The organism is Amantichitinum ursilacus (assembly GCF_001294205.1).
Lineage (GTDB): Bacteria > Pseudomonadota > Gammaproteobacteria > Burkholderiales > Chitinibacteraceae > Amantichitinum > Amantichitinum ursilacus.
Genome location: NZ_LAQT01000002.1, coordinates 34,518 through 58,699 on the forward strand (window position 1 = coordinate 34,518; position 24,182 = coordinate 58,699).

The following is a 24,182-nucleotide window of genomic DNA, read 5'->3' on the forward strand; positions in this document are numbered from 1 at the left end:
TTCCCGACAAACGTGGCGGTGGCGCGGTTTCCGACCTCTATATTGGGTGAGCAGAACAATTATCAGATCGTAACGATCATTGCGGTCCGACCCCGCCTGGCGCGCGGCCGAGCTGCTTGTTATGGGCGCAAATCTTCCCGCTTAGTCCGAAAGAGGCGCTTACTCATGTCTACAAAAATCCGCCAGCCAAGGCCTTCTCAACTTGCCCTTGCCCTTTCCGCCGCATGCTTTGGTTTGGCGGGCGCACAGGCATTGGCCACCTGCACCACCGCCGTTAATTCCGGCACCGGTTGCGAAGTCGACAGCGGCGAGGCCGTGGTCATCAGCCAGGGGGGCGGATGGTATAGCGCGTCTCCGCTGGTGCATTTGTCCAACGGCGTAACCGCCACCAGCATCGACAATAACGGCGCATTGCTTAATGCGCTGACCAATGCTGTGGTCATTAATGGCGTTCTCACCGGCCATGTTTCCAGTAGCAGCACCGGGCAGATTACGGCGTTTGGCGATGGCATCTTGCTGGATGGCGGCCAGGCCAGCAGCGTTAACAACGCCGGCTCGATCAGTGTGGGCGGCGTCGGTATCCGCGTGATTAACGGTGGCGCAGTGACCACCGAGGGCATCAGCAATACCGGCACCATCGGCACCACGGGCCTGGGCATCGAGGTGACCGGCACCAACATTACCGGCGGCATTTACAACAACGGCACGATGGTTAACAGCTACGGCGGCCAGACTTCGGATGGCGGCGGCATCAGCGTCACCAGCGGCGTGATTACCGGCAGCATCGTTAACGGCGCGCAGGGCAGCATTACGCGCGGCCAGGGTGTGGCGGTCAGCGTGGCCAACAACAGCACGGTGACGGGCACCATTACCAACTCGGGCCATATCGTGGCCAGCGGGGCGACGCAGCCCAATACCTCCAGCGGCATCGGGCTGGATGGCAGCACATCGGGCGGTGGCATCGTTAATAACGGCACCATCGATGCCGCAGGGGACGGCATCCTGGTGACCAATGGCGCCACGATCCAGAACGGCGGCATTACCGCCGGCCCCACCTCCATCATCAACGCCAACGGCCTGGGCATTAACGTCGCCGGATCTGCGGTCACGGGCGACGTCAAGAATGGCGGGCAAATCAATGTCGGCCCGGCCAACTATGGCGGCGGCATCGGCATCAGCACGTCGATTATCAGCGGCAACCTGATCAACACCGGCACCATCAACGCCACGCCCGGCGGCGGCAATGCAGCCGTCGGCAATGCCATTGCCGTGGTGAACAGCACGGTGACGGGCGCGGTGCGCAATGACCTCGGCGGCACGCTGAACAGCGATAGCGATTCGGGCATCAGCATTACCGGCAGCAGCCAGGTGGGCAGCATCAGCAACGCGGGCACCATCAACGCACTGGGCGCGAATACCTATACCGCCGCCTATGGCATCCAGGTGGACAACAGCACCGTGGCGTCGGGGATCAGCAACAGTGGCGCGATGACTTCGGCCATGGCCGGTATCGAACTGAATCACGCCACGGTCACCACGGGCGGCATTACCGTGGCCCAAGGCGCGGATATCGCAGCGTCGGGCGCGGCAATTGATGTGGTGGGCAATTCCGTCGTGACCGGCGACATTACCAATGCCGGCACGCTGCACAACAACAACGGCGAGTACGGCGGCAATATCAATATCGATACGTCTAACGTGCATGGTTCGGTGCTGAACACCGGCGGCAGCGTGTCTACGCCGGATTCGGGCCAGTACGCCAACGCCATCAATATCGCCACGGCCACGGTGGATGGCCAGGTGGGTTCTACGGGCGGCACGCTGACCTCATTGGTGGGCACCGGCATCAACGTCAACAACAGCACTGTCGGCAATGGCGTGGTCAATAACGGCGTGATCAATACCGGCGGCAATAGCGGCGTCGTTATCGCCAACAACAGCCACATTCTGGCGGGCGGCATCAACCTGGGCAGCGGCAGCGCCATCAATGCCAACGGCTACGGTTTGCAGTTGACCGGCAGCACGGTGGTCGGCGATGTCATCAACGCGGGCCATATCAACCGCGTTAACGGCGACGTGGATGGCGGCGGGTTCAGCATCGATACCAACTCAACCGTAACGGGCAATGTGCTGAACAGCGGCACCATCAACGCCGCGGGCGACGCGCTGGCGCTGAACCATTCCACCGTCAACGGCAATGTCACCAACAGCGGCACGCTGGATGCCATCAATAACAGCGGCATCAATCTGGACCAGGCCACGCTGACCGGCGCGCTGGTGAACAGCGGCACCGTCAATGCGCACGGCGCGGGCAACGCCCAGGTGGCATATGGCATTTATGTGCATGACGGCAGCAGCATCGCCCAAGGCATCAGCAACAGCGGCACGCTTAACACCGGCTCGGAAGGCATTTATCTGGATGGCGGCGTGATCGGTGCGGGCGGTATCCACAACACCGCCAGCGGCCAGATCAAGGCGGATTCGCTGGGTATCGACGTCAACAGCAATGCCAATGTGACGGGCGATATCAACAACGAAGGCTTGGTGACCTTTGGCTCGGCCGGGTATGGCGGCGGTATCTTTGTGGGCGGCGGCAGTACTGTCACTGGCAATCTGATCAACAGCGGGCAGGTGGTGGCCACGCAAGCGTCGGCCATCGAAGTGAGCAGTTCCAGCGTGACTGGCCAGATCAGCAACTCGGGATCGCTGCAAGGCGGCGGGGAAGGCGGCCGTGGCATTGATCTGCATGGCGGCAGCACGGCGGCAGCGATTATCAACAGCAGCACCGGCCATATCGCCGGGGACGCGGGCGGCATCGACATCAACGACGCCACGCTGGCAGGCGGCGTGCAGAATGCGGGCAGCGTGAGCGGCCCGACCGCATTGTCGGTCAACGGCGCGGCCACCATCGGCACCGGCATCAGCAACACCGGCAGCCTGGCGGGCGATGATACGGGCGTGTATTTCCGCAACTCCACGCTGAATGGCGATCTGAGCAGCACCGGCAACAGCGCCAGCATCAGCGGGGACAGCTACGGCGTGCGCTTGATCGACGCCACCATCAACGGCAATGTGATCAGCTCCGGCCAGATCACGTCCGTTAACGGCACCGGCATCAGCATCGATCCGACCACTATCAGCGGCACGCTGACCAACAACGGCACCATCACGGCCGGGCAGACCGGCATTGCGGTGGATGCCTCCACCATCAGCGGCGGCATCATCAACACCGGCACCATCAACGCGCCGCAAGCCATCCTGATCAGCAACCCGACTACGCCGACCACGGTGACCAACAGCGGCGTGCTGAACGGCGCGGTGGAGCTGGCCAACAGCACGCTGAACCTGAACGGCCCCAGCGGGCGCGTAACGGGCGCGATAACCGGCACCGGTTCCACCGTTAACGTCAACGGCACTTTCGCCACTGAAAACACCATCGACACCGGCACGCTTAACGTGAACAGCGGTGGTGCGCTGATGGTAAACAACGCCGTTACTACCACCGGCACCATCAGCAACGCCGGTACCTTAACCAACAACAACGCGGTGTTTGCCGCTGGCCCGATTGCTAACGCGGGCACCATCAACAATAGCGGCACGCTGGGCGTGGGCGTGGTGGGTGCGGCGGGCAGCGTGCTTAATCTGGATGGCAACAATGCCGTGGTCGAAGGCGACATTACCGGCGCGGGCTCCACCGTTAACGTGAATGGCAGCTATATCAACACGGGCCTGATCAACGTGGGCGCAGTCAATGTCGGCTCGGGCGGCACGCTGGAAGTGGTGGATACCATCACCGCGCCCACCGTGGGCAACAACGGCACGCTGAACCTGGACGCTGATGCGCGCGTTACCGGCAATATCACCGGCGGCGGCGTAGTTAACGTCAATGGCAATTTCGCCTCGGAAGGCACCATCACGGCGGGCACCGTTAACGTGGCCGCACCGGCCACGCTGACGCTGGATGATGATCTGACCGGCGCGCTGGTTAACGCGGGCAATGTGCAGAACACGGCGGTGATCAATGGCGCGGTGACGGCGCAAAGCGGCAGCGTGCTGGCGCTGAATGGCCTGGGCAGCCGCGTAACCGGCGCCATCAGCGGCCCCGGCACCGTGCAGATCAACGGAACGTTCGGCACTGAAAACACCATCAACGTGGGCAATCTGGACGTGGCCAGCGGGGGTGTTTTCAACGTCAAGAACACCGTGGCGGGCAGCGTGTTTAACGTGGCGGGCACGGTCAACAACTCGGCGCTGATCGACAGCGGCCTGACGCTGAATGGCGGCGTGCTGAATCTGGTTAACGGTTCGCGCGTGACCGGCGCGGTGGCGGATGGCGGTGGCGCTTCGGCCATCAACGTCAACGGCACTTACACCACCGAGAACACGCTGGCCGCCAACGCCATCAATATCAGCAGCGATGGCTTGCTGAACGCACGCCACAACCTGACCGGCACGCTGACCAACAGCGGCACGCTGGATGTGCGCTCGGCCACGCCGATTACGCTGACCGGCAATTACGTGCAGCAAGCGGGTGGTGTCTACAGCATGGAAGCCACGTCGCCCACGCAATACGGCCAGTTGCATGTGACGGGCACTGCCAGCTTGCCGGCCAACGCCAATATCGCGGTGGATGTGACGCAAGGCGCGACACTGGTTAAAGGCGGCGTATTGCCGGGCGTGATTACTTCAAGCGGGCTGACTGCCTCCACATTTAACGTGACCGACAACAGCGTGCTGTTCGACTTTGAAGGCGTTATCGACGGCAATAACGTGGATCTGAACGTGAAGCGCGGCGTGCAAGTGCAAACCGTGGTCAACAACAGCCCCAACAGCGGCGCGGCGGGCGGGGTGGCGGGTGCGCTGGATGCCATCATCAGCAACGGTGGCGGCAGCGATGACATGAACCACGTGATCAGCCAGTTGGGCCAACTGACCAACGATGCCGACATCAACAAAGCCGTGCATCAAATGGTGCCGCTGGTGGCGGGTGGGACGTCCAGCGCCACCGCCATGACGCTGAACCTGACCGACCGCGTGATCCAGGCGCGTGAGGAAAGCAACCGCGGTTTGTCGGCAGGTGATGGCTATGTCACCGACCGGCAAATGTGGGTGAAACCGTTTGGATCGTGGGCCAAGCAAGACCAGGAAGACGCCGTGGCCGGTTATGACGCCGACAGCGCGGGTGTGATTGTGGGTGTGGATGGCGGCATCACCGCCAAAGACCGCGCCGGTATCGCGTTTACCTATGCGCACACGCACGTCAGCGGCGCCAGCACCGACGCGCCGCAATCGGCCAGCATCAACAACTATCAATTAATGGGATACGGCAGCCACAGCCTGGCCCCGGCCACGGACCTGAGCTGGCAAATTGACTACGGCCGCAATCACACCAGCGGCAATCGCGGCATTGATTTTGGTGACGTGATCCGCACCGCCGACAGCAGCTACAACGGCTGGAACGCGCATGCGGGCGTGGGCCTGGGCAAGACGTTTGCATACAACGCCAACACCAATCTCACCCCGTCGATCCGCGCCGATTACCGCAGCGTGCACAACGATAGCTATAGCGAAACCGGCGCAGACAGCCTGAACCTGAACGTGGCGGAACAAAGCACGCAAGAGTTCATCGTGTCGGCCGACGCCAAACTGTTCCAGACCATCAATGACGATTTGTCATGGACGGCCAACTTTGGCGCGGGCTATGACTTGATGGCGCGCCAGGCGCAAGTGACGTCGGCGTTTGTGGGCGGCGGCCCGGCCTTTGTGACGTATGGGCTGAACCCGTCGCCATGGTTGTTCCGCGGCGGCGCGGGTCTGGTGCTGCATCGCAGTAACGGCCTGGAAATTACCGCGCGTTATGACGGCGAAGGGCATAAGGACTTTTACAACCAGACCGTGTCGGTCAAGCTGCGCAAATCGTTCTGATGCGGCTGGCTGACGCTTAATCGTCTAACTTGATAGACAGCACGAGGGGCTTGCCATTGAGGCAGGCCCCTCGTTTTATCTGCACGACTTGCGGGCCCACTGATGATGCGGGGAGATATGGACGGCGGTTTTGCTTCGATCACGCTAAATGGCCACGCGCTGTACGTTAATGCGCACGATCAACGCGGCCAGCGGCTGCTGCAAAACGGCGCGCCATTCAGTCCGGTGGCACAAGCGCTGTGGCGCGATGTGCTGGCGCTGGCGGACTGGGATCTGATCGTCGATATCGGCGCCAATTACGGCGAAATGCTGCTGGAAATTGCTGACGACTTTCGTGGCCAGATCGTCGCCTTCGAAGCCAACCCGGCGCTGCTGCCGTATTTGCGCGCCACGTTGGCGTACCGCAACAACGTGACGATCGAGGCGATGGCGGTGTGCGAGAAGGTGGGCACCGCGCAACTGAATATCGATGCCGATTGGTCCGGCGCATCGTCCCTGGCGCTGCCACGCACGGCGGGCAGCGGCAACCGCATTACGGCGCTGCAGGTGCCGACGACGATGCTCGATGCGTACTTTGCCGGTTCTGCGGCCAGGCGCGCGTGCATCAAGATTGATGTGGAAGGGGTGGAACCATTTGTGCTGCTGGGCGCGCAACGCTTTCTGGCCGGGCTGGACAACTACGCAATCATGACCGAAATCCGCCACGCCACCCCCGCAGTGCTGCAAGGGCTGGCGCGCAACTGGCGGGTGTTTTTGCGGGAACTGGCGACGGGGCGGTGGGTGGCGGTGGATGAGACGAGCATCGTGGCGCGGCCGGACGGGGTGCATGGGGACGATGCAGTGCTGCTGCCTTTGGGCGGCCCCTGAGTTTGGCGGTGTGAGGGACTGCCGCAGGCTTAGGTCTTTTCAGGCCCACCGCTTGGGCGAACGCGGCGAGATATCAAAATATTGATAAAAAGCGGTCGGAAATATCAACCTATTGCTCATTTCGAACGTGAGACGACGGTATTCGTCTTCCGCATCACAACGGCCTGGTTCCGCCAGAGCGCCCCAAAACAAAAATCCCCCGAAAGCAAAGCCTGGCGGGGGATTCTGGACTGCGGTGTGCTGCGTTGTATTTGACCTGGTGCCCGGGATCGGACTTGAACCGACAAGGCGTAAGCCGGCGGATTTTAAGTCCGCTGTGTTTACCAATTTCACCACCCGGGCGGGGAGGTCGCGCATTGTAACAGGGGTCGGTGTGGCTGGGCGAGGGGTTCTTGCTCGCTTGTTCTCGCCCGGCGCTGTTACATCGAAAACGTCGACAGCAATTCTTTGTGCACCACCTTGATTTCTTCCATCTGGCCGGTAAACAGCGGGTTGCTCAGTTCCGGGCGGCCTTTGACTTCGCCCAGGTCCAGCCTTTCCATTTCAATCAGCCCGCCTGCCAGCAGATTGGCCACAAACAACACGTCGGTCAGATTGCGCACTTCGGTCACTTCGTCGCGCGGGTTGTCGTTTTCGCGCGTGGCTTCGATGATGTGCTCGGGGATGTCCAGCGCGTACATCAGCGATTCGCCGATGCTGCCGTGCCATTGCGCGATCAGGTACTCCACAGTGGTTGGGCGGGCTACCAGTTCGGGGTATTTAGCGGCGCGGTACAGCATGTAAAACGCGCCCAGATCATGGATCAGGCCTGCCAGCAGCGCGTCGTCCGGATTAACGCGGGTCAGCTTTTGCGCCAGCACGCGCGCGGCGGCGGCGGTGAGCAGCGAGTGATTCCACAGGTTGCGCGCCAGGTTGGAAAACACCACCAGCTCGCGCGAGCGCAGCAACTGGTCCATCGCCGTGGCCAATGCGACCGAGCGCGCCGAATCGATGCCCAGGCGGCCAATGGCGCTTTCCACATCGGTGATCTTGCGGTTGTTGCCTTGTGCGGCGGAATTGGCGGCGCGCAGCAATTTGGCCACCACCAGCGGTTCGGTTTTGATGACGCCGGCAATTTTGGGCAGCGACGCATTGGGGTCGCGCATGGCGTTACGCACGCGGATGGCGATATCAAAACACGTTGGAAAAACCACTTCGCCCGAGAGTTCTGCGGCGATGCTTTCCAGCATTTCAAAGCGTTGCGACTTTAGCTGGTCGTTGTTTTTATCAGCGGTGTCGGTGGTCAGGTCGTCGGTCATGTGCGGTGGCCAATTCAATAAAAAACGGGTGATGCCATTTGCATCACCCGCCAGTGTACTGCCCCTTACATTTCAAGCAAATATTAAAGCCGGAATTGCTCAACCAAAGCGTGCAAAGCACGGGCGCGTTGGTTCAGCGCGGCTACCGTGCCGGAGGCGTGCTGCACCACCGCGTCGGTCTCGGTGGACAGGCGATTAACCTGTTCCGCTGCCTTGGCCATATCAGTGGTGGCAATCGATTGTTCGCGCGTGGCATCGGCGATATCGCGAATGCTGCTGACCACTTCATCCATCTTCTCGTGGATGCGGCCAATCTGGTTGGCCACGTCGTGCGATTTCTGCACGCCACCCGCGACGGACGAGCGCGTGTTGTCCATATCGGCCAGCGCGGTCTGGATCTGGTCATCGGTCTGGCCAATCAGCGTGCCGATCTCGACGGTGGCTTTGCCGGTACGTTCGGCCAGCTTGCGCACTTCATCGGCCACCACGGCAAAACCGCGGCCTTGTTCGCCCGCGCGGGCGGCTTCGATCGCGGCGTTGAGCGCCAGCAAGTTGGTCTGATCGGCAATCTCTTTGATCACGCCGATGATGTTGGTGATCTGGCTGGAACGTTCGCCCAGCGCCGCCAGCGTGACGGCCAGGTGATCAACCGAAGTGGCGATCGAATCGATATCGGTGGCCAGTTGTTGCACTTCGCCCGCCGATTTAAGGCTGACTGCGCCGGTTTCGCTGGCAGTGGCTTCGCTTTGCGATGCGCCGTCGGCGATGTGGCTGATGCTGACCGTGATTTCTTCGATGGTGGCCGCAGTGGCGCTGGATACGTCGGCCTGGCGTTGCGATTCGCTGCTCAGGCGCTCGGTGACGTTATGCAGATCTTGCACGCCGCCCGACAGCTCGACGGCATTGTCGCGCACCTGAATAAACATGCCGCGCAGCTTGCTCACAAACTGGTTGAACGCTTCAGCGGTCAGGCCGATTTCGTCGCGATGGGTGACCGGGATGGTGCGGGTCAGATCGCCATGGCCGGACGAGATTTCAGTGAGGGCATCACGCAGACGCACCAGGCCGCCCAGCAAGCTGGTCAGCGCGATGGCAGCCAGGATGACGGCGATAATGCCCAGGGCAATGCCGCTGACCAGCAACATGGTCAGCATGCTGTTTAGCGGCGCCAGCATCACTGATTTGTCGGTGACGGTGCCCATGATCCAGTCGGTGCCGGGTACAGCGGTGGCGGTCACGTATTTGTCGTCGCCGCCAATCTTGATTTCAACCAGATCATGCTGCGCCACCGCTTTGGTCAGCGCGTCCATGGTCAGGCCGGGCATCACGTCACCCACCGGTTTGAGCGTGGATTCCGCCGCCGGATGCACCACAATCTTGCCGTCTTGCGTTACCAGAAATGCATAGCCATTGCCGCGCAGTTCGATGCCGCCCACCACTTTGATCACGCCTTCGAGCGCCACATCGCCGCCGACCACGGCCACCATCTGGCCGTTTTCCTGCACCGGCGCGGCAAAGGTCACGCCCAGCGCTTTGGTCGAGGCAAACACATACGGATCGGACACGATGGGCGCATTGGCCGCAGCGGCTTTTTTGTACCAGGTGCGCGAAGTGGGGTCGTAGCCTTCGGGCGCGTGTTTTTCTACCTTGTGATAAATCATGCGTTTATCGGCATAGCCAATAAACAGCTGATCAAACCCGGCGGCTTGCTGGCCGGTTTGCAAAAACGGAATCGGCTCGGCCACGCCGCCCAGATGGGCCGCCACGGCGGTGACGGAATCCTGGTGCTGGCTAAACCAGCGCGTCAGCGCCTGGCTGTTGCCACGCACCGAGGCCTGGATTTCATTACGCGCGCCAGCCACGATCTCGCTCTTCATACGGAAGTAAGCAACAGACGACAGCACAGCGATAACCACCGCCACCAGCAAGGCAACGGCGAACAGCAATCGGGTTTTAAGGGACATTTTTGTAGGCTTCGGATGTATAAGGCGTGGAGGCTGTATTAGACATCACTAACGCTGGGATATGCTATTCGGGTATTCCGTAAGAATGGCCGTTCGTCGAATGAAATCAACAGGTTGCAGCAGGCGTCAGACTACACGGTTAGTTAAAGGTCGCGTAATCGCTCAAACATGTCAGGAAACTTGTCCACCAGTTTGATCAGCAATGCAGCTTGGGCATTGGGCCGGGCTTTGCCTTGTTCCCAGCCTTCCAGCGTGCGCTCGTTAGTGCGCAAGTGCAGCGCCATCACCGCGCGCGACATGTTTAACCGCTGGCGCAATGCCACCAACTCGGCGGCCGTCACTTCGGGCGCTTTCGGCATGATGGTGGCTTTATGTTGCCGTAGCGTGATCTTGCCTTCGCGCGCCTGTTGCAGGGCGTCGAAGCCTTCGCTCAGTTCGGCGAACAGATTGCGTTTGCGGGTCATGCGTTGCTCCATGCGATAACTGCACAACTATACGTTAATTGCGTAGGGTTTTGATTCGCCGCCCCGGCAGCGCGCAAAAAAAACGCCGAGCCCAAGGCCCGGCGTTTGCTATGTCACTACCTTCCGCGTCACCACAGATTGCGTGACCCGAACATCCCTTGCAGGCTTTGGTAGCCGTCGCCGCCGTTCTGGAAGCCGACGTTAAACCACCAGCTCCAGTCCGGGTTTTGTTGGCGTTCAAGACCAAACTTGATCTCGTAGCGGTTGGATGGCACGCCGTTGTCGATGCGGGCGCCGTCCATGCTGATCGCACCCACTTTAGACGCGTGCAGCCAGTTGGCTTCCACAAACGGTTGGGTTTGCGTTTTGCTGTTGTCGTGCATGTTGCCGTACACGCGCACGCCCAGCCGCGATTGCAGACCGGTCAGATCGCTGCTATCAACCACGGTGCCGTTTTGTTCCACATGCGTCGATTGGCTAAACGCGGTGTAGATTAACTGGGCTTGTGGCTTGAGGAAGAACGAACCGCTTTCGCCATAGACCAGGGGCACGTCATAACCGGCTTCCACCGACGCGGTCCAGTTATGGCTGCGGTATTTTTCTTCCGGTAGGGCGTTGCCTTGTACCGAGTTGTCAAACCACGCGTATTGCAGCCAGCTATCCACGTACGGCCCAGTGCGGCGTGCGTTGCCTTGGCCATTGCCCAGCCACGTGGCATACACGCCCACGCTGTAACCGCTGGTTTCCGACTCGGCCTTGGCGTCGACCTTATAAGCCTTGCTGCTGCTCCTGGCCTTGGCGTAACCGGTCATGACACCGGCCACCAGGCGCTGCCCGTCGCGCTGGCCATCAAACAGGTCAACCCCCAATTGCACCAGCGAAGTGTCAGTGTCGGTGCTGATGCGATTGTGGGCGGCGTGGCTATCAAACTCGCCCCCCGCAATGCGCGCCCAGCCTGAGGATTGCGACGCGAACGGGCTGCCCGTTTCGTTAAAGCGGGTCTGGCCGGCGCGATCATGCAGCGTGGTGTTGAACAGCGTGCTGGCAAAGTACTGGTTGGCCAGATAGCCGCCCACTTCCGGGCGCACTTTTTCGGGGGCGGGTGGGACGGGTGGAGCGGGTGGTGCAGGCGGCACCGGATCGATATCCGGGTTCGGGCCGGTGTATTGCGAACGCAGATACCAGTTGCCATCGTTCTGCGTCGGCGTGCCCTGGTACAGATCGTATTCATACGCCCCAGCCACCGCGCGCCCGGCCAACTTGAACTGGCCTGCGCTATCGCCCTTCACCGCAATCACTTCGATGCCATTGACGGTTTGCGCGCCCGCGCCCTTGGCGTTGAGCACTTCCACGTTGGTGTTGCCGCTGCTGTTGCCGGTGATGATCAGCTTGTCGGTGGCCGAATCATCGCCGCCCAGCACGGTGTTCACCCGCAGCAGGCCGCCATTGCCGACGTAATCGCCGTTAACGGTTAGCGTGTTGCCCACTTGCTGGCCGGTCAGATCGATAACGCCGTTGTTGGTCAGCTTGCCCACGCTGAGGTTGCCCGCCGCGTTGCCGCCGTTGTGGGCCGCCAGCAATGCGCCATTCAGCGCCGCGATGGTGCCATCGTTGATGACCGCGCCCGCGATGACGCCATGGCCGCTCAGCGTCGCGCCACTGGCAACCTGCACGGTGCCGGTGCTGTCCAGACGGCCATTGGCATGGCTGGCGTCGCCCACGATCAGTACGCCGCTGTTGAGTTGCGTATCGCCGCTGTAGCTCAGGCCTTCGTTGACGATCAGCGCGCCCCCGCCAGTCTTGACCAGCGTGCCGCTGCCCGCGATGGCATTGCTTAGCGTCCAGTCCGCGCTGGTGTTCAGTTCCAGCTTGCCGTCGTTGCTGATGTGGCTGCTGCCCAGATTTTGCGCTGCTGCCGCGGTCATCTGCGCGTTCGGGTCAATCTTGATCTCGCCGCTAAAGCCGCTGTTGTCGGCGGTCAGATTGATGGCGGTGGTGGCTTCGCCGTGGATGACGCCCGCACCGCTGATGCGGTTGGCCAGATCACCTTGCGCCGCCGCACCATTGGCGGCAATCAGGCTGAGCGTGTCGGTGGCGCCGCTGAGCACGATGTCGCCGCTGCCCAGACCTTGCACATGTGCCATGCGCACTTCGGAACCATCGGCCAGCGTGGTCGTCGCGGTCAGGCCGCTGTTGGCGTCGGTAATGGTGACGACGCTCGGGTCGATATACAGATTGCCCGCACCGGTGAGCGTGCCTGCAATCAGGCCGCCATTGTTGCCGCCTGCCAGCCGCAGCGTATCGATGATCGACAGCGTGCCGCCGTTCAGATCCAGCACCGAACCCGCGACGCTGTTCAGCGCGCCCACTTGCTGCGTATTACCCGCCAGATCCACCTTGCTGCCGCTTTGCGACAAGGTCAGCGCCTGGGTGTTGCCCAGTGCGTTGTTGCTGCCGACCACCAGGTTGCCTTGGGTCAGCACCGTGTTGCCGGTGTAGTCGCTTTGCGCATTGGCCAGCACCACATCGCCGGTGGCATTCACGTGCAGATCGCCACTGCCGGTGATGCGCGCGCCCAGTTTGTTGTCTTGCGCATTGGCGTTATCCAGCACCAGCGCCTGGCCGCTTTGCAGATCAATCTGCGCCAGGTTGTAGCCCAGCGTAATGCCCGCATCCGCACCGTCACGCACGCTGGCGGTGTAGTTGTAGGTGCCGACGGCCACTTTCTGGCCGTCATTGAGTAGATCAACCTGCTGGCCTGCCAATGTCGAACCATCACGGCGGGTCAGCGCCAGTTGCGCGCCGGCGCCGGTCACCGCGCCGGTGGCTTTAACCACTTGTTGTTCGACCTGGTCGTCCTGATCAAACAACGATTTGTTGGTGGCCGCCGCTTGCGGGGCATATGACGTCGGCACATCAATCGCCAGCGTGCCGCCTGCGCTGGCTTGCAGATTGCCCACCGTCAGCACGCCAACCGGCACAAAGTCTTTGCTGGCGGTTTGCAGCGTGCCGCCGTTCAGGGTCAGATTGCCGATGCTGCGGTTGGTATCAAAGCTGGCGTTGCTGTCTGCATCCAGTTGCAGAGTGGCCTTGCTGAGCGCCGCCGCTGCATTGGTGCCCAGTGCCACGGTGCCGCGTGCGACGGCCAGCGTGCCGGCAAACTGATCGCCGACGTTGCTGCCCAGCACCAATGCATCGGTCTTGTTGGCCAGTTGCGTGGTCAGCGTGCCGTTGCCGCTTAGCGCATGGTTAAACGTCAGTGCGCCGGCGGTTGGCGCGATCGTCAACGCGCTGTTGGCGCCATCCAGTTGAATGGCGGCGCTGCCCAGATTGCTGTCGCTGCTGGCGCTGGCGCTGCCCAATACATGCAGCGTGCCGGTCAGATTGCTGTTGTTGCCGGCCAGTTGCAGTGCGTTACCGCTGACCTGCACGGTGCCCGTGCCTGACAACACGTTGTTATACGTTGCGTTGCCAAAGCCCAGATCCAGCGTAGCGCCGCGTTCGATATTGACGTTGCCTGCTGCGGGGGATGCAGCCAGCACGCGCAAAGTGCCGCTGTCCACTTGCGTTGCGCCGCTATAGCTGTTGGCGCCTCCCAGTTCCAGCACGCCGGTGCCGGACTTGATCAGCCCGCCGCTGCCCGACATCGCGCCATCAAAACGCGTATCCCACGCGCTGACCACTTTCAGCGTGGCGCTGCCCAGTTCAACCTTGCCCGCGCCGCTGAGGTTGGCGGCGGTCTGATCGAAATTGTTCAGCATCAAAGTGCCGCCGCTGGCGATGTCCAGCCCGTTGCTGCTGCTAAACGCCTGAGCAATGGCGGTTTTCAGCACCCCGCCTTCGATGCGCGTTGCGCCGCTGTAGCGGTTGGCTGCGCTTAGCGTCAGCGTGCCTGCGCCGGCTTTGGTCAGGCTGTGGCCGTCCCATGTGCTGCCGTTGGCGGCCTGGTTGTCGAGCGCGACGTCCACATTGAATGCATCGCTGGCATTGGCCAGGGTAAAGCGGCCATTGGCTTGCGCATCGCCCGCCAGCCATGCCAGGCCGTAGCTCAGGTTGTAATCTTTTTGATCGGCCGATTTGCCCAGTCGCGCGTTCAGATAATCGGGGCCATCCGCCATGGTGACGCTGGCATTGGCAAAGTCGCCGCTGATGCCGCTGGTGGTGTGGATCAGTGTGGTGTTCAGTGCGGACAAAGCGGTGGCGCTGGTGGGTTGCACTTTGGCGCTTTGGCTCAGCGTAACGCTGCCGCCCAGCCTGGCGCTGGCGGCGGTGATCACGGGCGTACCCGCGACTTTGTCGATGCTCATGGCCAGCGCGCTGTCGGCGTCCTGGCTAAACGCGCCGCCTACTTTGAGGGTGGAGCCCAGCGCCAGCGTGGTCTTGCCCTTGGCGTGCGTGGTATAGGCGGCTTGGGTGGTAAAGTCGCCTGCCTGGGTCAGATTGGCCTCGCCATCGACCACAGCATTGCGCACCTGGCTGCCTTTGCCACTGAGCGTCCACGCACTTTTGACTTCCAGATCGGCCTGGCCGCCAAAGCTGCCTGCGTACTGGCCCGCCGCCAGTGGGTCATCGCCCAGCTGCACCACGTTGCCGCTGCCGGTGGCGCTGATATTGCCGGTAATGTTGCTGCCGCCCACCAGCGTGGCGCGATTGTTTTTGCCCGCCATGCTGATGGCGTCGCCGGCTGAACCGGTCAGCTTGCCCGAGTTGATCAGCTGGCTACCGTCACCTTCCAGCATGACGCCAGTCGCGCCGCTGATTTCGCCGCTGTTGCGCAGCGTGGCCGTGCTGGTGCCATCGACCCTTACGCCAGCGGCTTGTACCGCGCTGATGCTGCCCGCGTTGTTCAGCGCCAGATCGCCCCCATTGATGACTTCGATGGCGTCACCGGAGCCGGTGGCCTTGATCACGCCGCTCTGGCGGTTGGTGACCGTGGAAACCGTGTTGGCGCGCACCGATAACGCATTGGCATTGGTGCCAACCAGCGTGCCCGCATTGTCAAGCATAAACGCGCCCTCACTGGCGCTGGCGTTGACGCTGACAGCATAAAAGCCGCTGGTGCTGGCGCCTGCTGCCTGGGTGAATGTGCCGCCCCGGTTGAAATGCACCCCCGACTGGTTGCTGCCGACAATGGCGCCCTCGTTGACGATGGCGGTGTCTGCGCTATCGGAATGAATACCATCCGACCCGCCAATGATGCTTGCGCCGGCCTGGTTGTGAACCATGCCGCCATTCAGCAAGACGACCCCGCCGCCGGCACCGGCAGCGCCAAAGCCTTTGCCTTCAATCGTGCCCGCATTGTCCAGGCGAGAGCCGCCCGCGCTTTTACCGCTGAGCGAAACGCCGATCGTGCTGCCGGTAATCTTGCCCGCGTTGGTAATCGTCCAGTCCCTGGATTTGTCCCCGCTCAGACCAGCGCCCGAGGCGCTGATGACCGTGTCGGCGGCAGCCGCAAAACTGGTGCTGCTGGCATCGAGATCAGTCAGTTTGACCGTGGTGGTGGCGCTGGGGATGGGCGTGGCGGCCTGTGCGGCGCCGGCCAGCATCATGCTGCTGGCCAGCGCCGCGCTACCCAGCACCGCGCACAACGGTTGCGCCGTGGTCGGGCCGCAGCCGCGCGCGAGTTCAGACGCAACTTGCCAGGCGTTATGGGCCTGGCTCCATACACATTTGTGAATCCGGTTCATTTGATGGCTTTCCTCTGGTGAAGCTAGTCGGGGCCACAAAACCGGAAATCGTTGGCAGGGATGCCATGACATGTCGGCGCAGTGCTACCCCGTGGGGTCACTGATGGGAGGGCATGACAAAGCGGGTGGAACATCCAGACCGGGCTGCCGCATCCGGTGACCGCCGTCAGCGTGGGGCGGATTTTGGTGGATGGCCCTGAAGCAGGGCCGTAGGAGGCTTCTGAGCTTGCGGGAATATCGCTGGCTATGAGCTCACACCAGGGGGAGGAGGCCGCGCCACTGTGAAGCAGGCAACAAAAAAGGCTGCCCGATTGGTGGCAGCCCTTGCTCGTGCGGGGGAATTCGGCGTCAGCGCGCCGGGCCGGTTCAGCCGTGCGTATGGCCCTGATTGCACGCCGCGCCATCGCCGGTCGGGCCGACGTTATATTCCGCGTCGGTCACCTTCTCCAGCCACACCACATTCACACCATCGAGCGCTTCGGTAATCGCCAGATGGGTCATCGCCGTAGTGGCTGATGCACCGTGCCAGTGTTTGTGGCCGGGCGGGCACCAGATCACGTCGCCAGCGCGGATTTCCACGATGGGTTCGCCTTCGCATTGCGTCCAGCCACAACCGGCGGTCACCAGCAAAGTCTGGCCCAACGGATGGGTGTGCCAGGCCGAGCGCGCGCCCGGCTCAAACGTAACCGCTGCAACCGAAGTGCGGGCCGGGGCGGGCGGGTTGTTGAGCGGATCGATGCGCACCGTGCCGGTAAACCAGGCTTCCGGGCCTTTGATGGAGGCTTGCGAGCCTACGCGTTTGAGTTCCATGGAGCGATTTTCCTTGCAGAGCGTCATAGGGGACGGCGGCATGGATCAATCGATCCTGCTGTCGTCAGCTTGTGGCTACTGTATCGTCGTGCCGCGCGCGCGATAAGATGGCGAAATCGGGATGCACTTATGCCATGGAGCATGAATCTATGATTCGCGAGAACCTCAACGATTTGCTGGCGTTTATGACGGTGGCGCGCGAACGCAATTTCACCCGCGCAGCGGCTCAACTGGGCATGTCGCAATCGGCGCTCAGCCGCACGGTTAAAGCACTGGAAGCGCGGATGGGCCTGGCGTTGCTCACACGGACTACCCGCAGCGTGGCGCTCACCGAGGCGGGGCGGCGTCTGCTGTCCGCCATCGCGCCGCGCTTTGAAGAAATTGATCTTGAACTTGAATCGCTCAGTGAATTACGCGATCAGCCCGGCGGCACAGTACGCATCACCGCCACCGATTACGCCGCCAATGCGTATGTCTGGCCGCGATTGCGCCCCCTGCTGCGGCAATTTCCCGATCTACGCGTAGAGCTGATCAATGATTACGGCCTGACCAATATCGTTGAGCAGCGCTACGACATCGGCGTGCGGCTGGGGGATCAGGTGGAAAAAGACATGATCGCTGCCCGCATCGGCCCCGACCTGACCATGGCCATTGTCGGTGCGCCGTCCTATCTGGCCACGCATGCTGCACCGACCACGCCGCAAGAATTGATGCAGCACAATTGCATCAATCTGCGCCTCCCCACGCACGAGTCATTAATGCCGTGGGAATTAAGCAAAGACGGGCGCGATGTGCTGGTGCGGGTGGATGGGCAACTGGTGCTCAATACCACGTATCAGATGCTGGATGCTGCCCTGGAAGGGATGGGGCTGGCGTGGCTGCCGCAAGAACTGGTGCAAGCCGAGGTGGCGGCGGGGCGGCTGGCGTGGGTGCTGCCGGGCTGGTTTCCCACCTATACGGGCCACCATCTGTATTACACCAGTCGCCGCCAGGCCTCACGCGCAGTCACGCTGGTGATCGAGGCGCTCAAGCGGTACTGAACCGCCGCCGCGCAAGCGCCCCGCATCGCCATTAATCGATTTCAGTGACAAACGCTTCGCGGGCGCGGCGCACTTTGGGCAGGTTAACCAGCCAGTCGCCTTCGGCATCGCGATAGCCCAGCGGCAGCAGCGCCACGCTGCGCAGCCCGCGTTGTTGCAGGCCCAGGATTTCATCCAGCGCGGTGGGGTCGAAGCCTTCCATTGGCGTGCTGTCGACTTCTTCATACGCCGCCGCCACCAGTGCCACCGACATGCCGATATACGCCTGGCGCGCGGCATGCTGGAAATTGACCTCGGCATCGCGTTGCGGATAGCTGGTCAGCAGTTTCTGCCGGTAGGCTTCCCAACCTTCATTGGTAAAACCGCGCACTTCGTTCACCAGATCAAACATATGGTTGATGCGTTCTGCGGTGTAGTTGTCCCAGGCGGCAAACACCAGCAGCTTGGTGCAATCGGTAATCTGGCTTTGATTCCATGCAATGGCCTGGATCTTCTGGCGGACTTCTTTGTTGCTGATCGCAAAAATCTCGAACGGTTGCAAGCCGCTGGAGGTCGGCGCCAGGCGCGCGGCTTCGATGATGCGCTCGATCTTGTCGGCCGGCACAACGCGCGACGGGTCCATTTTTTTTGCGGCATAGCGCCAGTCAAGACGGCCTTTAAGGCTGGAGGAATCGGACATGAATGTATTTCCTGGTAGGGTGGAATCGGGCTGATCGGCGCGGTCGCGTGTTTTATTGCCACCGCCGGGCTGCCGGGGGCAGGCCGTGCGGCGGGCGCACAGACCTCAATATTGCGGAGCACTGGCCAATTTCAATGGCTTGATGCATGGTGGCGGTTTTCATTCGTGCGGAATCGATCATGACCCAAGCCGCTGTATGGCTAGCCGGTGCCGGGCTGGCGCTGGCGTGCGCCACAGGCGTGGCCCAGGCACGCGATATCGAATTCTCCGGCTACACGTGGACGGTGCGCACGGGCAGCGGCGGCCCCGGACCCAATCTGTGGGATGAGCGCAATGTGTGGGTAGACCATGACGGTCTGCATTTGCGCATTGTGTATGCCGACGGCGCGTGGCGTTGCGCCGAGGTCACCTCAAAGCAGGCGCTGGGCTTTGGCCATTACCAGGTGGAACTGGGCGGCCGCCCCGATCTGTTTGATCGCAATATCATCCTCGGCTTTTTTAATTATGCCGGCCCCGATGGCACCAACGAGATCGACATCGAGTTCTCACAATGGGGCAAAGCTGATAACGCCAACCGGCTTAACTGGACCGTTTACCCCGCGCGCGGCGGCGCCAAAGCGGCGCACATCGGGCTGCCGCTGTTGCTGGAAAGCAATGCCAGCACGCACCAGTGGACGTGGACGCCCAAAGCGGTCGAATACGCCAGTTTTCAGGGCTGGCAATCGATCAACACCGCGCAAGCACCCATCGGCCGCTGGCACTACGCGCCGGGCAATCTGACCGGCGTGCCGCAGACACCGATGCCGGTGAAGCTCAACCTGTGGCTGGACCACGGCGACGCGCCCACCGACCACCAGCCGGTGGAGGTGGTGCTGCGCTCGTTTTCGTTTGAGCCATTGCAATAACGAGCCACGTATTCGCGCACGGCTGAGCATGGGCCGCATGCCCAGCCGGCGTCGTCATCAGCCTTTACGCGCTGGCGTCGGCATCCGCCGAATACGCCACATCACGCAATGCCTGCAGGGCGGCCAGCCTTTTGGCCAGTTCACGCGTGATGTTGTCATAGGCGGAGGAGCCCAGTGGCAAGCGCAGCGCGGGTTTGGCGGCATCGGTGGCGGCGATGATGGCGGCTACGGTGCGCTGCGCATCGCCCTTGATGGGAAACTGACGCGCCGAAATCATATTGGCGACCACGTCGGCGGGCGTGCCCGCATACGCCGCAATCGGCTCCGCCTGGTCCAGGTTGTTGCCAAAGCGCGTAGCGGTCGGGCCCGGTTCGGCAATCACAAAGTCGATGCCAAACGCCGCCACTTCTTGCGCCACCGCTTCGATAAAGCCTTCGATGCCCCACTTGGTGGCGTGGTACAGACTGAACGCGGGATAAGCAATCTGCCCGCCCTCGGACGAAATCTGCACAATGCGGCCGCCGCCTTGCTGGCGCAGATGCGGCAACACCGCGCGGATTAACTGGATGGAACCGGTGAGGTTGGTGGCGATCTGGCGTTCGATCTGCGCATCGCTCAACGCTTCGCCCGCGCCCAGCAAACCATAGGCGGCATTGCTGACCACCACATCGATACGGACCGCTTGCGCAAATGCGCTGGCCACCGTGTGGCGTATGGCGCGAGTGTCGGTCAGGTCCAGCGCCAATACGTGCAGGCGCTCGGCATATTGCGCAGCCAGGTCGTTCAGCGCGTCGACATTGCGCACCGTGGCCAGTACCGTATCGCCACGTTGCAATAGTTGTTCGGTCAGCTCGCGGCCCAGGCCGCTGGAGGTGCCGGTAATCAGCCAGGTTTTGCTCATGAGATAGCTCCGGTCAGTGATCAGAAAAAGGTTTCCGCAGACCATGCTAGGCCCGTAGCATAGTTGCGATAAGCCCCTATAAATCGCATGTTTCGGTGAAATAAAACCACCAATGGCCAAACCCACCCTCGCAGACCTGCGCGCCTTTATGGCGGTGGCAGAACACCGCAGCTTTCGGCGCGCCGCCGATTTGATGGGCATGACGCGCTCATCGCTTAGCCACGCCGTCCGCGGGCTGGAAGACGATCTGGGCGCACGGTTGTTACATCGCACCACGCGCAGTGTGGCGCTGACGGAGGCCGGCGAACGCCTGCTGCGGCGGCTTGATCCGCTGCTGCACGATCTGGATCAGGCACTGGAAGCGGTGGCGGGTGAGCACGGCCAGGTGCAAGGCCAGTTGCGTATCAACGGCAACGAAAGCGCCATCCGCCTGCTGCTGCACACCGTGGTGCCCGCCTATAGGGCGCGTTATCCGCGCGTGGAGCTGGACCTGAGTGCGGAAGGCCGCCTGGTGGATATCGTCGAGCAAGGTTTTGATGCGGGCATCCGCCTGGGCGAAGCGGTACCGAAAGATATGGTGGCGGTGCCACTGGGCCCGGAGGTGCGCTTTCTGGCGGTGGCCGCGCCCGCTTATCTGGCCATCCACCCCGCGCCGACGCTACCAGATGGCCTGGCAGAGCATCAATGCATTCGTCAACGCTTGCCCAGTGGCAAACGCTACCGCTGGGAATTCAGCAAGCGGGGGCAAGTAATGGAAATCGATGTGCCCGGCGCGCTGACGCTGGATCACAGCGGCCTGATGGTCGAAGCCGCCCTGCAAGGCCTGGGCATCACCTTTGTGCCCGAAGCCTACGCACGCCAGGCGCTGGACGACGGCCGCCTGGTCAGCGTGCTGGAAGACTGGTGCCCACCGATCCCCGGGCTGATGCTGTATTTTCCGGCCAACCGGCATATGCCGGGCAGCCTGCGCGCGTTGATTGATTTGATACGCGAGACGGCGGCCGGCGGCGCGCCATAGCATCCGCCAGCAAAGTGCGCGCCGGGATAAAGGCGGCTTAAACCTTCAGCACGCCCTTGGCCACCATGCTGCTGGCCGCTGCGGCCACGGCGATTTGCGCCCGTCGCGGTGCCCAGCCCAGCACGTTGCGGGCCTTCTCGTTAGACGTTTGTTTGATGTAGCCCAGGTCGTGCACGATATGACGCAGCTCGGGTTTAAACGGCGCGGCCAGACGGATAAACCAGCTGGGCAGCTTGCGCGTGGGCACCTTGCTGGCCGCTGCGCCGCACTCAGCCTTGATGATGTCGCCAATGGCCTGCATAGACAGCGGCGCGCCATTCGAGATCAGAAAACGCTGGTTGGCTGCGGCCGGTGTGGTCATGGCCAGAATGTGCGCGCTGGCCACATCGCGTACGTCCACCACCGGAATATACAAGTCGGGAAAGCCGGGCATGTCGCCATTGAGCATGCGCTGCACGATATGGTTGGCCCCGGAAATCGCGTGGCCGATCAGCGGCCCCATCACCGCCACCGGCAGCAGGGTGACCAGTTCCAGTCCCAGACCTGCGTCGGCGACGTAATCCCATGCGGCGCGTTCGGCTAGGGTTTTGCTTTTGCCATAGGCATCCACGCCCGGCCCGTCGATATTGGTCCAGTCGTTTTCAGTAAAGGTCTGGCCGCGCTGCGGGTGGCCCCAACTGACCGCATGGAAGGCTGAAGTGAGCACCACGCGGCGGATGCCCGCAGCCTGGGCGGCACGCAGCACGCGCAAGGTGCCTTCGCGCGCGGGGATGATCAGATCGTCTTCGTTTTCGATATGGCCGGGTTGTACCGGCGAGGCCACGTGCAGGATGGCATCGATCTCCGTGGTGGCGGCGTCCCAACCGGCATCGTCGAGCAAATCGGCCGTCACAAAACTGAGCTGATCGCCGTTGACCATGCCCGCATCCTGCAACGCTTTGCGGGCGGCCGGTTCTTTGCTGAGCGAGCGCAAGGTGGCGCGTACCTGATAGCCCTGTTCCAGCAATTGCAGAATGCAGTGGCCCGCGATAAAACCGCTGCCGCCAGTAACCAGAATGCGCTTGTTATTCATGATGTTGTCCAGAGGGTGCAGGAGGGGCAAGGCGCTGCGCCGCGTGTTGTTCGCGCCAGCGCTGCGGCGTGGTGTGTTCCCAATGGCGGAACACACGGGCAAACGAATTGGGCTCGGTGTAGCCCAGCAATAGCGCGACGGCGATGGGGTCGAAGGGGGTGTTGGCCAGCAGGCGGCACGCGGTGATGCGGCGCACGGCGTCCAGTTGCTGCTGGAAACTGGTGGCGCTGTCGCGCAAGCGGCGCTGCAACGTGCGGCTGCTGAGCCCCAGGCGGCGCGCGATGGCCGCCACCGTGCTGGGGCGGCCTTCGCTAAGTTGCCGCGCAATCGCCACGCGGATCTGGCCCAGCAACGCGGCATAACCTTCGCCGCTGTCCAGGCGGGATTCAAGACCCTGCAGCACATGCGCAAATGCGCCGCCATCGGCAGTCACAAACGGCGTTGCCAGTGCGGCTTGCGCAAACACCATCTGATCATGTGCGGCTTCAAAAACAATCGGGCAGCCAAAATGCTGGTGCAGCATTTCGCCATCCATCACGGGGCGCGCCAGCTCCAGCCGGATGGGCGCGATCTGGCCGGCGGTGCCACGCCGCACCAGTTCGCGCAACGAGGCCATCGTGGTATCGACCAACAAACGCGGCACCGGGCCGGTGGCCTGCAGCCAGCGATAGCGCACGGCCGCTTCGCCATGGGCCACTTCCACTTCGACCAATTCCGGGCAAGTCAGGCGCTTGTAGCGCGATAGGGCGACCAGCGCCTGGCCCAAATCCGGCGCATGCAACGCGACGATGGCCGCCACGCCATAACCGCGGGCCAGCCCTTCCGCGCCAAAACGCAAACCCGCCGCGCGATCGCTGATCTGCGCTTCGGCCGCCAGCCAGATCCGGAAAAACTCATCGGTATGCCAGGCATTCGACACCGGCACACCCGCGTGGGCGCACAGTTGTTCGATAGACACGCCCACTTTTGCGGCAATGCCCGGGGCGAAGGAAAAGGTGTTGGGGTAGGGCTTGAGCATGGCGCCAGCATAGGCGGGCGCACCGGGGTGGACAAATCAGATCGCGCCAAAATAGACGCGTGATCTGCCAGACGCCGAAGGTCCTGCCGAGGAACTGACGGCAGCGCAGAAAACAAAAAAGCCAACCCGGCTGGGTTGGCTTTTTTGCGGTAGCTACCTGAATCTCAAGCAGCGTATCTGGAGGCGCGAGCCGGAGTCGAACCGACCTACACGGATTTGCAATCCGGTGCATAACCGCTTTGCTATCGCGCCAATATGACCCGGTGGTGCTGACTAAAAAGGGAAAGTATTGGCACTTTCCCTTTTTATCCTGAATCTGGAGCGGGAGAAGAGTCTCGAACTCTCGACCTCAACCTTGGCAAGGTTGCGCTCTACCAACTGAGCTACTCCCGCAGCGGAGTGTGTTTGCGGGTTGTGTTCGACAATTTAACTGGAGCGGGAGAAGAGTCTCGAACTCTCGACCTCAACCTTGGCAAGGTTGCGCTCTACCAACTGAGCTACTCCCGCCCGGATAAATCATCTTGTACAACCGTT

14 protein-coding genes and 4 tRNA genes are annotated in these 24,182 nt (G+C 62.1%); 5 read left to right on the forward strand and 13 right to left on the reverse strand.

What is annotated here, in order from left to right; genetic code table 11:
- The first annotated feature begins 234 nt into the window (after window positions 1–234).
- Window positions 235–5,925, forward strand: a complete 5,691-nt coding sequence (locus WG78_RS02490) for an autotransporter domain-containing protein (protein WP_053936222.1) — start codon at window positions 235–237, stop codon at window positions 5,923–5,925.
- A 102-nt stretch (window positions 5,926–6,027) separates the two neighbouring features.
- Window positions 6,028–6,792 carry an FkbM family methyltransferase gene (locus WG78_RS02495; RefSeq protein ID WP_083458729.1) on the forward strand — a complete coding sequence of 255 codons (765 nt, stop codon included), beginning with the start codon at window positions 6,028–6,030 and terminating at the stop codon, window positions 6,790–6,792.
- Window positions 6,793–7,049: 257 nt separating this feature from the next.
- Here the strand turns inward: WG78_RS02495 and WG78_RS02500 are convergent.
- From WG78_RS02500 to WG78_RS02525, 6 genes are all read right to left on the reverse strand, one after another.
- Window positions 7,050–7,134: transfer RNA gene (locus WG78_RS02500), tRNA-Leu, on the reverse strand.
- A 77-nt stretch (window positions 7,135–7,211) separates the two neighbouring features.
- Window positions 7,212–8,090 (reverse strand): HDOD domain-containing protein, encoded by an 879-nt coding sequence (locus tag WG78_RS02505; RefSeq protein WP_053936224.1) that lies wholly within the window; start codon window positions 8,088–8,090, stop codon window positions 7,212–7,214.
- A gap of 83 nt (window positions 8,091–8,173) precedes the next feature.
- Entirely contained in the window at window positions 8,174–10,054 is a 1,881-nt protein-coding gene (locus WG78_RS02510; protein WP_053936225.1) for a methyl-accepting chemotaxis protein, read from the reverse strand.
- A 143-nt stretch (window positions 10,055–10,197) separates the two neighbouring features.
- On the reverse strand, window positions 10,198–10,518 hold the full coding sequence (locus tag WG78_RS02515; RefSeq protein ID WP_053936631.1) for a helix-turn-helix domain-containing protein: 321 nt from the start codon (window positions 10,516–10,518) through the stop codon (window positions 10,198–10,200).
- A 128-nt stretch (window positions 10,519–10,646) separates the two neighbouring features.
- Window positions 10,647–16,205, reverse strand: a complete 5,559-nt coding sequence (locus tag WG78_RS02520; protein WP_053936226.1) for an autotransporter outer membrane beta-barrel domain-containing protein — start codon at window positions 16,203–16,205, stop codon at window positions 10,647–10,649.
- Window positions 16,206–16,571: 366 nt separating this feature from the next.
- Window positions 16,572–17,015, reverse strand: a complete 444-nt coding sequence (locus WG78_RS02525) for a (R)-mandelonitrile lyase (protein ID WP_053936632.1) — start codon at window positions 17,013–17,015, stop codon at window positions 16,572–16,574.
- A gap of 149 nt (window positions 17,016–17,164) precedes the next feature.
- Between WG78_RS02525 and WG78_RS02530 the strand changes: the two genes are divergently transcribed.
- Window positions 17,165–18,055 (forward strand): LysR family transcriptional regulator, encoded by an 891-nt coding sequence (locus WG78_RS02530; protein ID WP_053936227.1) that lies wholly within the window; start codon window positions 17,165–17,167, stop codon window positions 18,053–18,055.
- 31 nt (window positions 18,056–18,086) lie between these two features.
- On the opposite strand, the gene WG78_RS02535 is transcribed toward WG78_RS02530, so the two are convergent.
- A complete protein-coding gene (locus tag WG78_RS02535; RefSeq protein WP_053936228.1) occupies window positions 18,087–18,734 on the reverse strand; it encodes an NAD(P)H-dependent oxidoreductase in 648 nt (215 codons plus the stop codon).
- 179 nt (window positions 18,735–18,913) lie between these two features.
- Here WG78_RS02535 and WG78_RS02540 point away from each other — a divergent pair, with 179 nt between their 5' ends.
- Window positions 18,914–19,639, forward strand: a complete 726-nt coding sequence (locus WG78_RS02540) for a glycoside hydrolase family 16 protein (RefSeq protein WP_236691965.1) — start codon at window positions 18,914–18,916, stop codon at window positions 19,637–19,639.
- A gap of 64 nt (window positions 19,640–19,703) precedes the next feature.
- Here the strand turns inward: WG78_RS02540 and WG78_RS02545 are convergent, their stop codons facing one another.
- Entirely contained in the window at window positions 19,704–20,540 is an 837-nt protein-coding gene (locus WG78_RS02545) for an SDR family oxidoreductase (RefSeq protein WP_053936230.1), read from the reverse strand.
- A gap of 112 nt (window positions 20,541–20,652) precedes the next feature.
- Here WG78_RS02545 and WG78_RS02550 point away from each other — a divergent pair, with 112 nt between their 5' ends.
- Window positions 20,653–21,558, forward strand: coding sequence for a LysR family transcriptional regulator (locus tag WG78_RS02550; RefSeq protein ID WP_053936231.1), 906 nt, complete (start codon window positions 20,653–20,655; stop codon window positions 21,556–21,558).
- Between the two features lie 37 nt (window positions 21,559–21,595).
- Here the strand turns inward: WG78_RS02550 and WG78_RS02555 are convergent, their stop codons facing one another.
- From WG78_RS02555 to WG78_RS02575, 5 genes are all read right to left on the reverse strand, one after another.
- The gene (locus tag WG78_RS02555) at window positions 21,596–22,630 is read right to left on the reverse strand and encodes an SDR family oxidoreductase (protein ID WP_053936232.1); all 1,035 of its coding nucleotides are present in this window, start codon (window positions 22,628–22,630) and stop codon (window positions 21,596–21,598) included.
- The gene (locus tag WG78_RS02560; RefSeq protein ID WP_053936233.1) at window positions 22,623–23,648 is read right to left on the reverse strand and encodes an AraC family transcriptional regulator; all 1,026 of its coding nucleotides are present in this window, start codon (window positions 23,646–23,648) and stop codon (window positions 22,623–22,625) included. The genes WG78_RS02555 and WG78_RS02560 overlap by 8 nt, the downstream gene beginning before the upstream one ends.
- A gap of 178 nt (window positions 23,649–23,826) precedes the next feature.
- Window positions 23,827–23,900, reverse strand: a tRNA-Cys gene (locus tag WG78_RS02565).
- Window positions 23,901–23,965: 65 nt separating this feature from the next.
- Window positions 23,966–24,041, reverse strand: a tRNA-Gly gene (locus WG78_RS02570).
- 38 nt (window positions 24,042–24,079) lie between these two features.
- Window positions 24,080–24,155: transfer RNA gene (locus WG78_RS02575), tRNA-Gly, on the reverse strand.
- Window positions 24,156–24,182 lie beyond the last annotated feature (27 nt).

What these genes read in the sequence shown, in the direction of transcription:
- WG78_RS02495 (WP_083458729.1), top strand. Translation starts at nt 6,028, where the DNA reads ATGATGCGGGGAGATATGGACGGCGGTTTTGCTTCGATCACGCTAAAT.
- WG78_RS02505 (WP_053936224.1), bottom strand. Translation starts at nt 8,090, where the DNA reads ATGACCGACGACCTGACCACCGACACCGCTGATAAAAACAACGACCAG.
- WG78_RS02510 (WP_053936225.1), bottom strand. Translation starts at nt 10,054, where the DNA reads ATGTCCCTTAAAACCCGATTGCTGTTCGCCGTTGCCTTGCTGGTGGCG.
- WG78_RS02515 (WP_053936631.1), bottom strand. Translation starts at nt 10,518, where the DNA reads ATGACCCGCAAACGCAATCTGTTCGCCGAACTGAGCGAAGGCTTCGAC.
- WG78_RS02520 (WP_053936226.1), bottom strand. Translation starts at nt 16,205, where the DNA reads ATGAACCGGATTCACAAATGTGTATGGAGCCAGGCCCATAACGCCTGG.
- WG78_RS02525 (WP_053936632.1), bottom strand. Translation starts at nt 17,015, where the DNA reads ATGGAACTCAAACGCGTAGGCTCGCAAGCCTCCATCAAAGGCCCGGAA.
- WG78_RS02530 (WP_053936227.1), top strand. Translation starts at nt 17,165, where the DNA reads ATGATTCGCGAGAACCTCAACGATTTGCTGGCGTTTATGACGGTGGCG.
- WG78_RS02535 (WP_053936228.1), bottom strand. Translation starts at nt 18,734, where the DNA reads ATGTCCGATTCCTCCAGCCTTAAAGGCCGTCTTGACTGGCGCTATGCC.
- WG78_RS02540 (WP_236691965.1), top strand. Translation starts at nt 18,914, where the DNA reads ATGACCCAAGCCGCTGTATGGCTAGCCGGTGCCGGGCTGGCGCTGGCG.
- WG78_RS02545 (WP_053936230.1), bottom strand. Translation starts at nt 20,540, where the DNA reads ATGAGCAAAACCTGGCTGATTACCGGCACCTCCAGCGGCCTGGGCCGC.
- WG78_RS02550 (WP_053936231.1), top strand. Translation starts at nt 20,653, where the DNA reads ATGGCCAAACCCACCCTCGCAGACCTGCGCGCCTTTATGGCGGTGGCA.
- WG78_RS02555 (WP_053936232.1), bottom strand. Translation starts at nt 22,630, where the DNA reads ATGAATAACAAGCGCATTCTGGTTACTGGCGGCAGCGGTTTTATCGCG.
- WG78_RS02560 (WP_053936233.1), bottom strand. Translation starts at nt 23,648, where the DNA reads ATGCTCAAGCCCTACCCCAACACCTTTTCCTTCGCCCCGGGCATTGCC.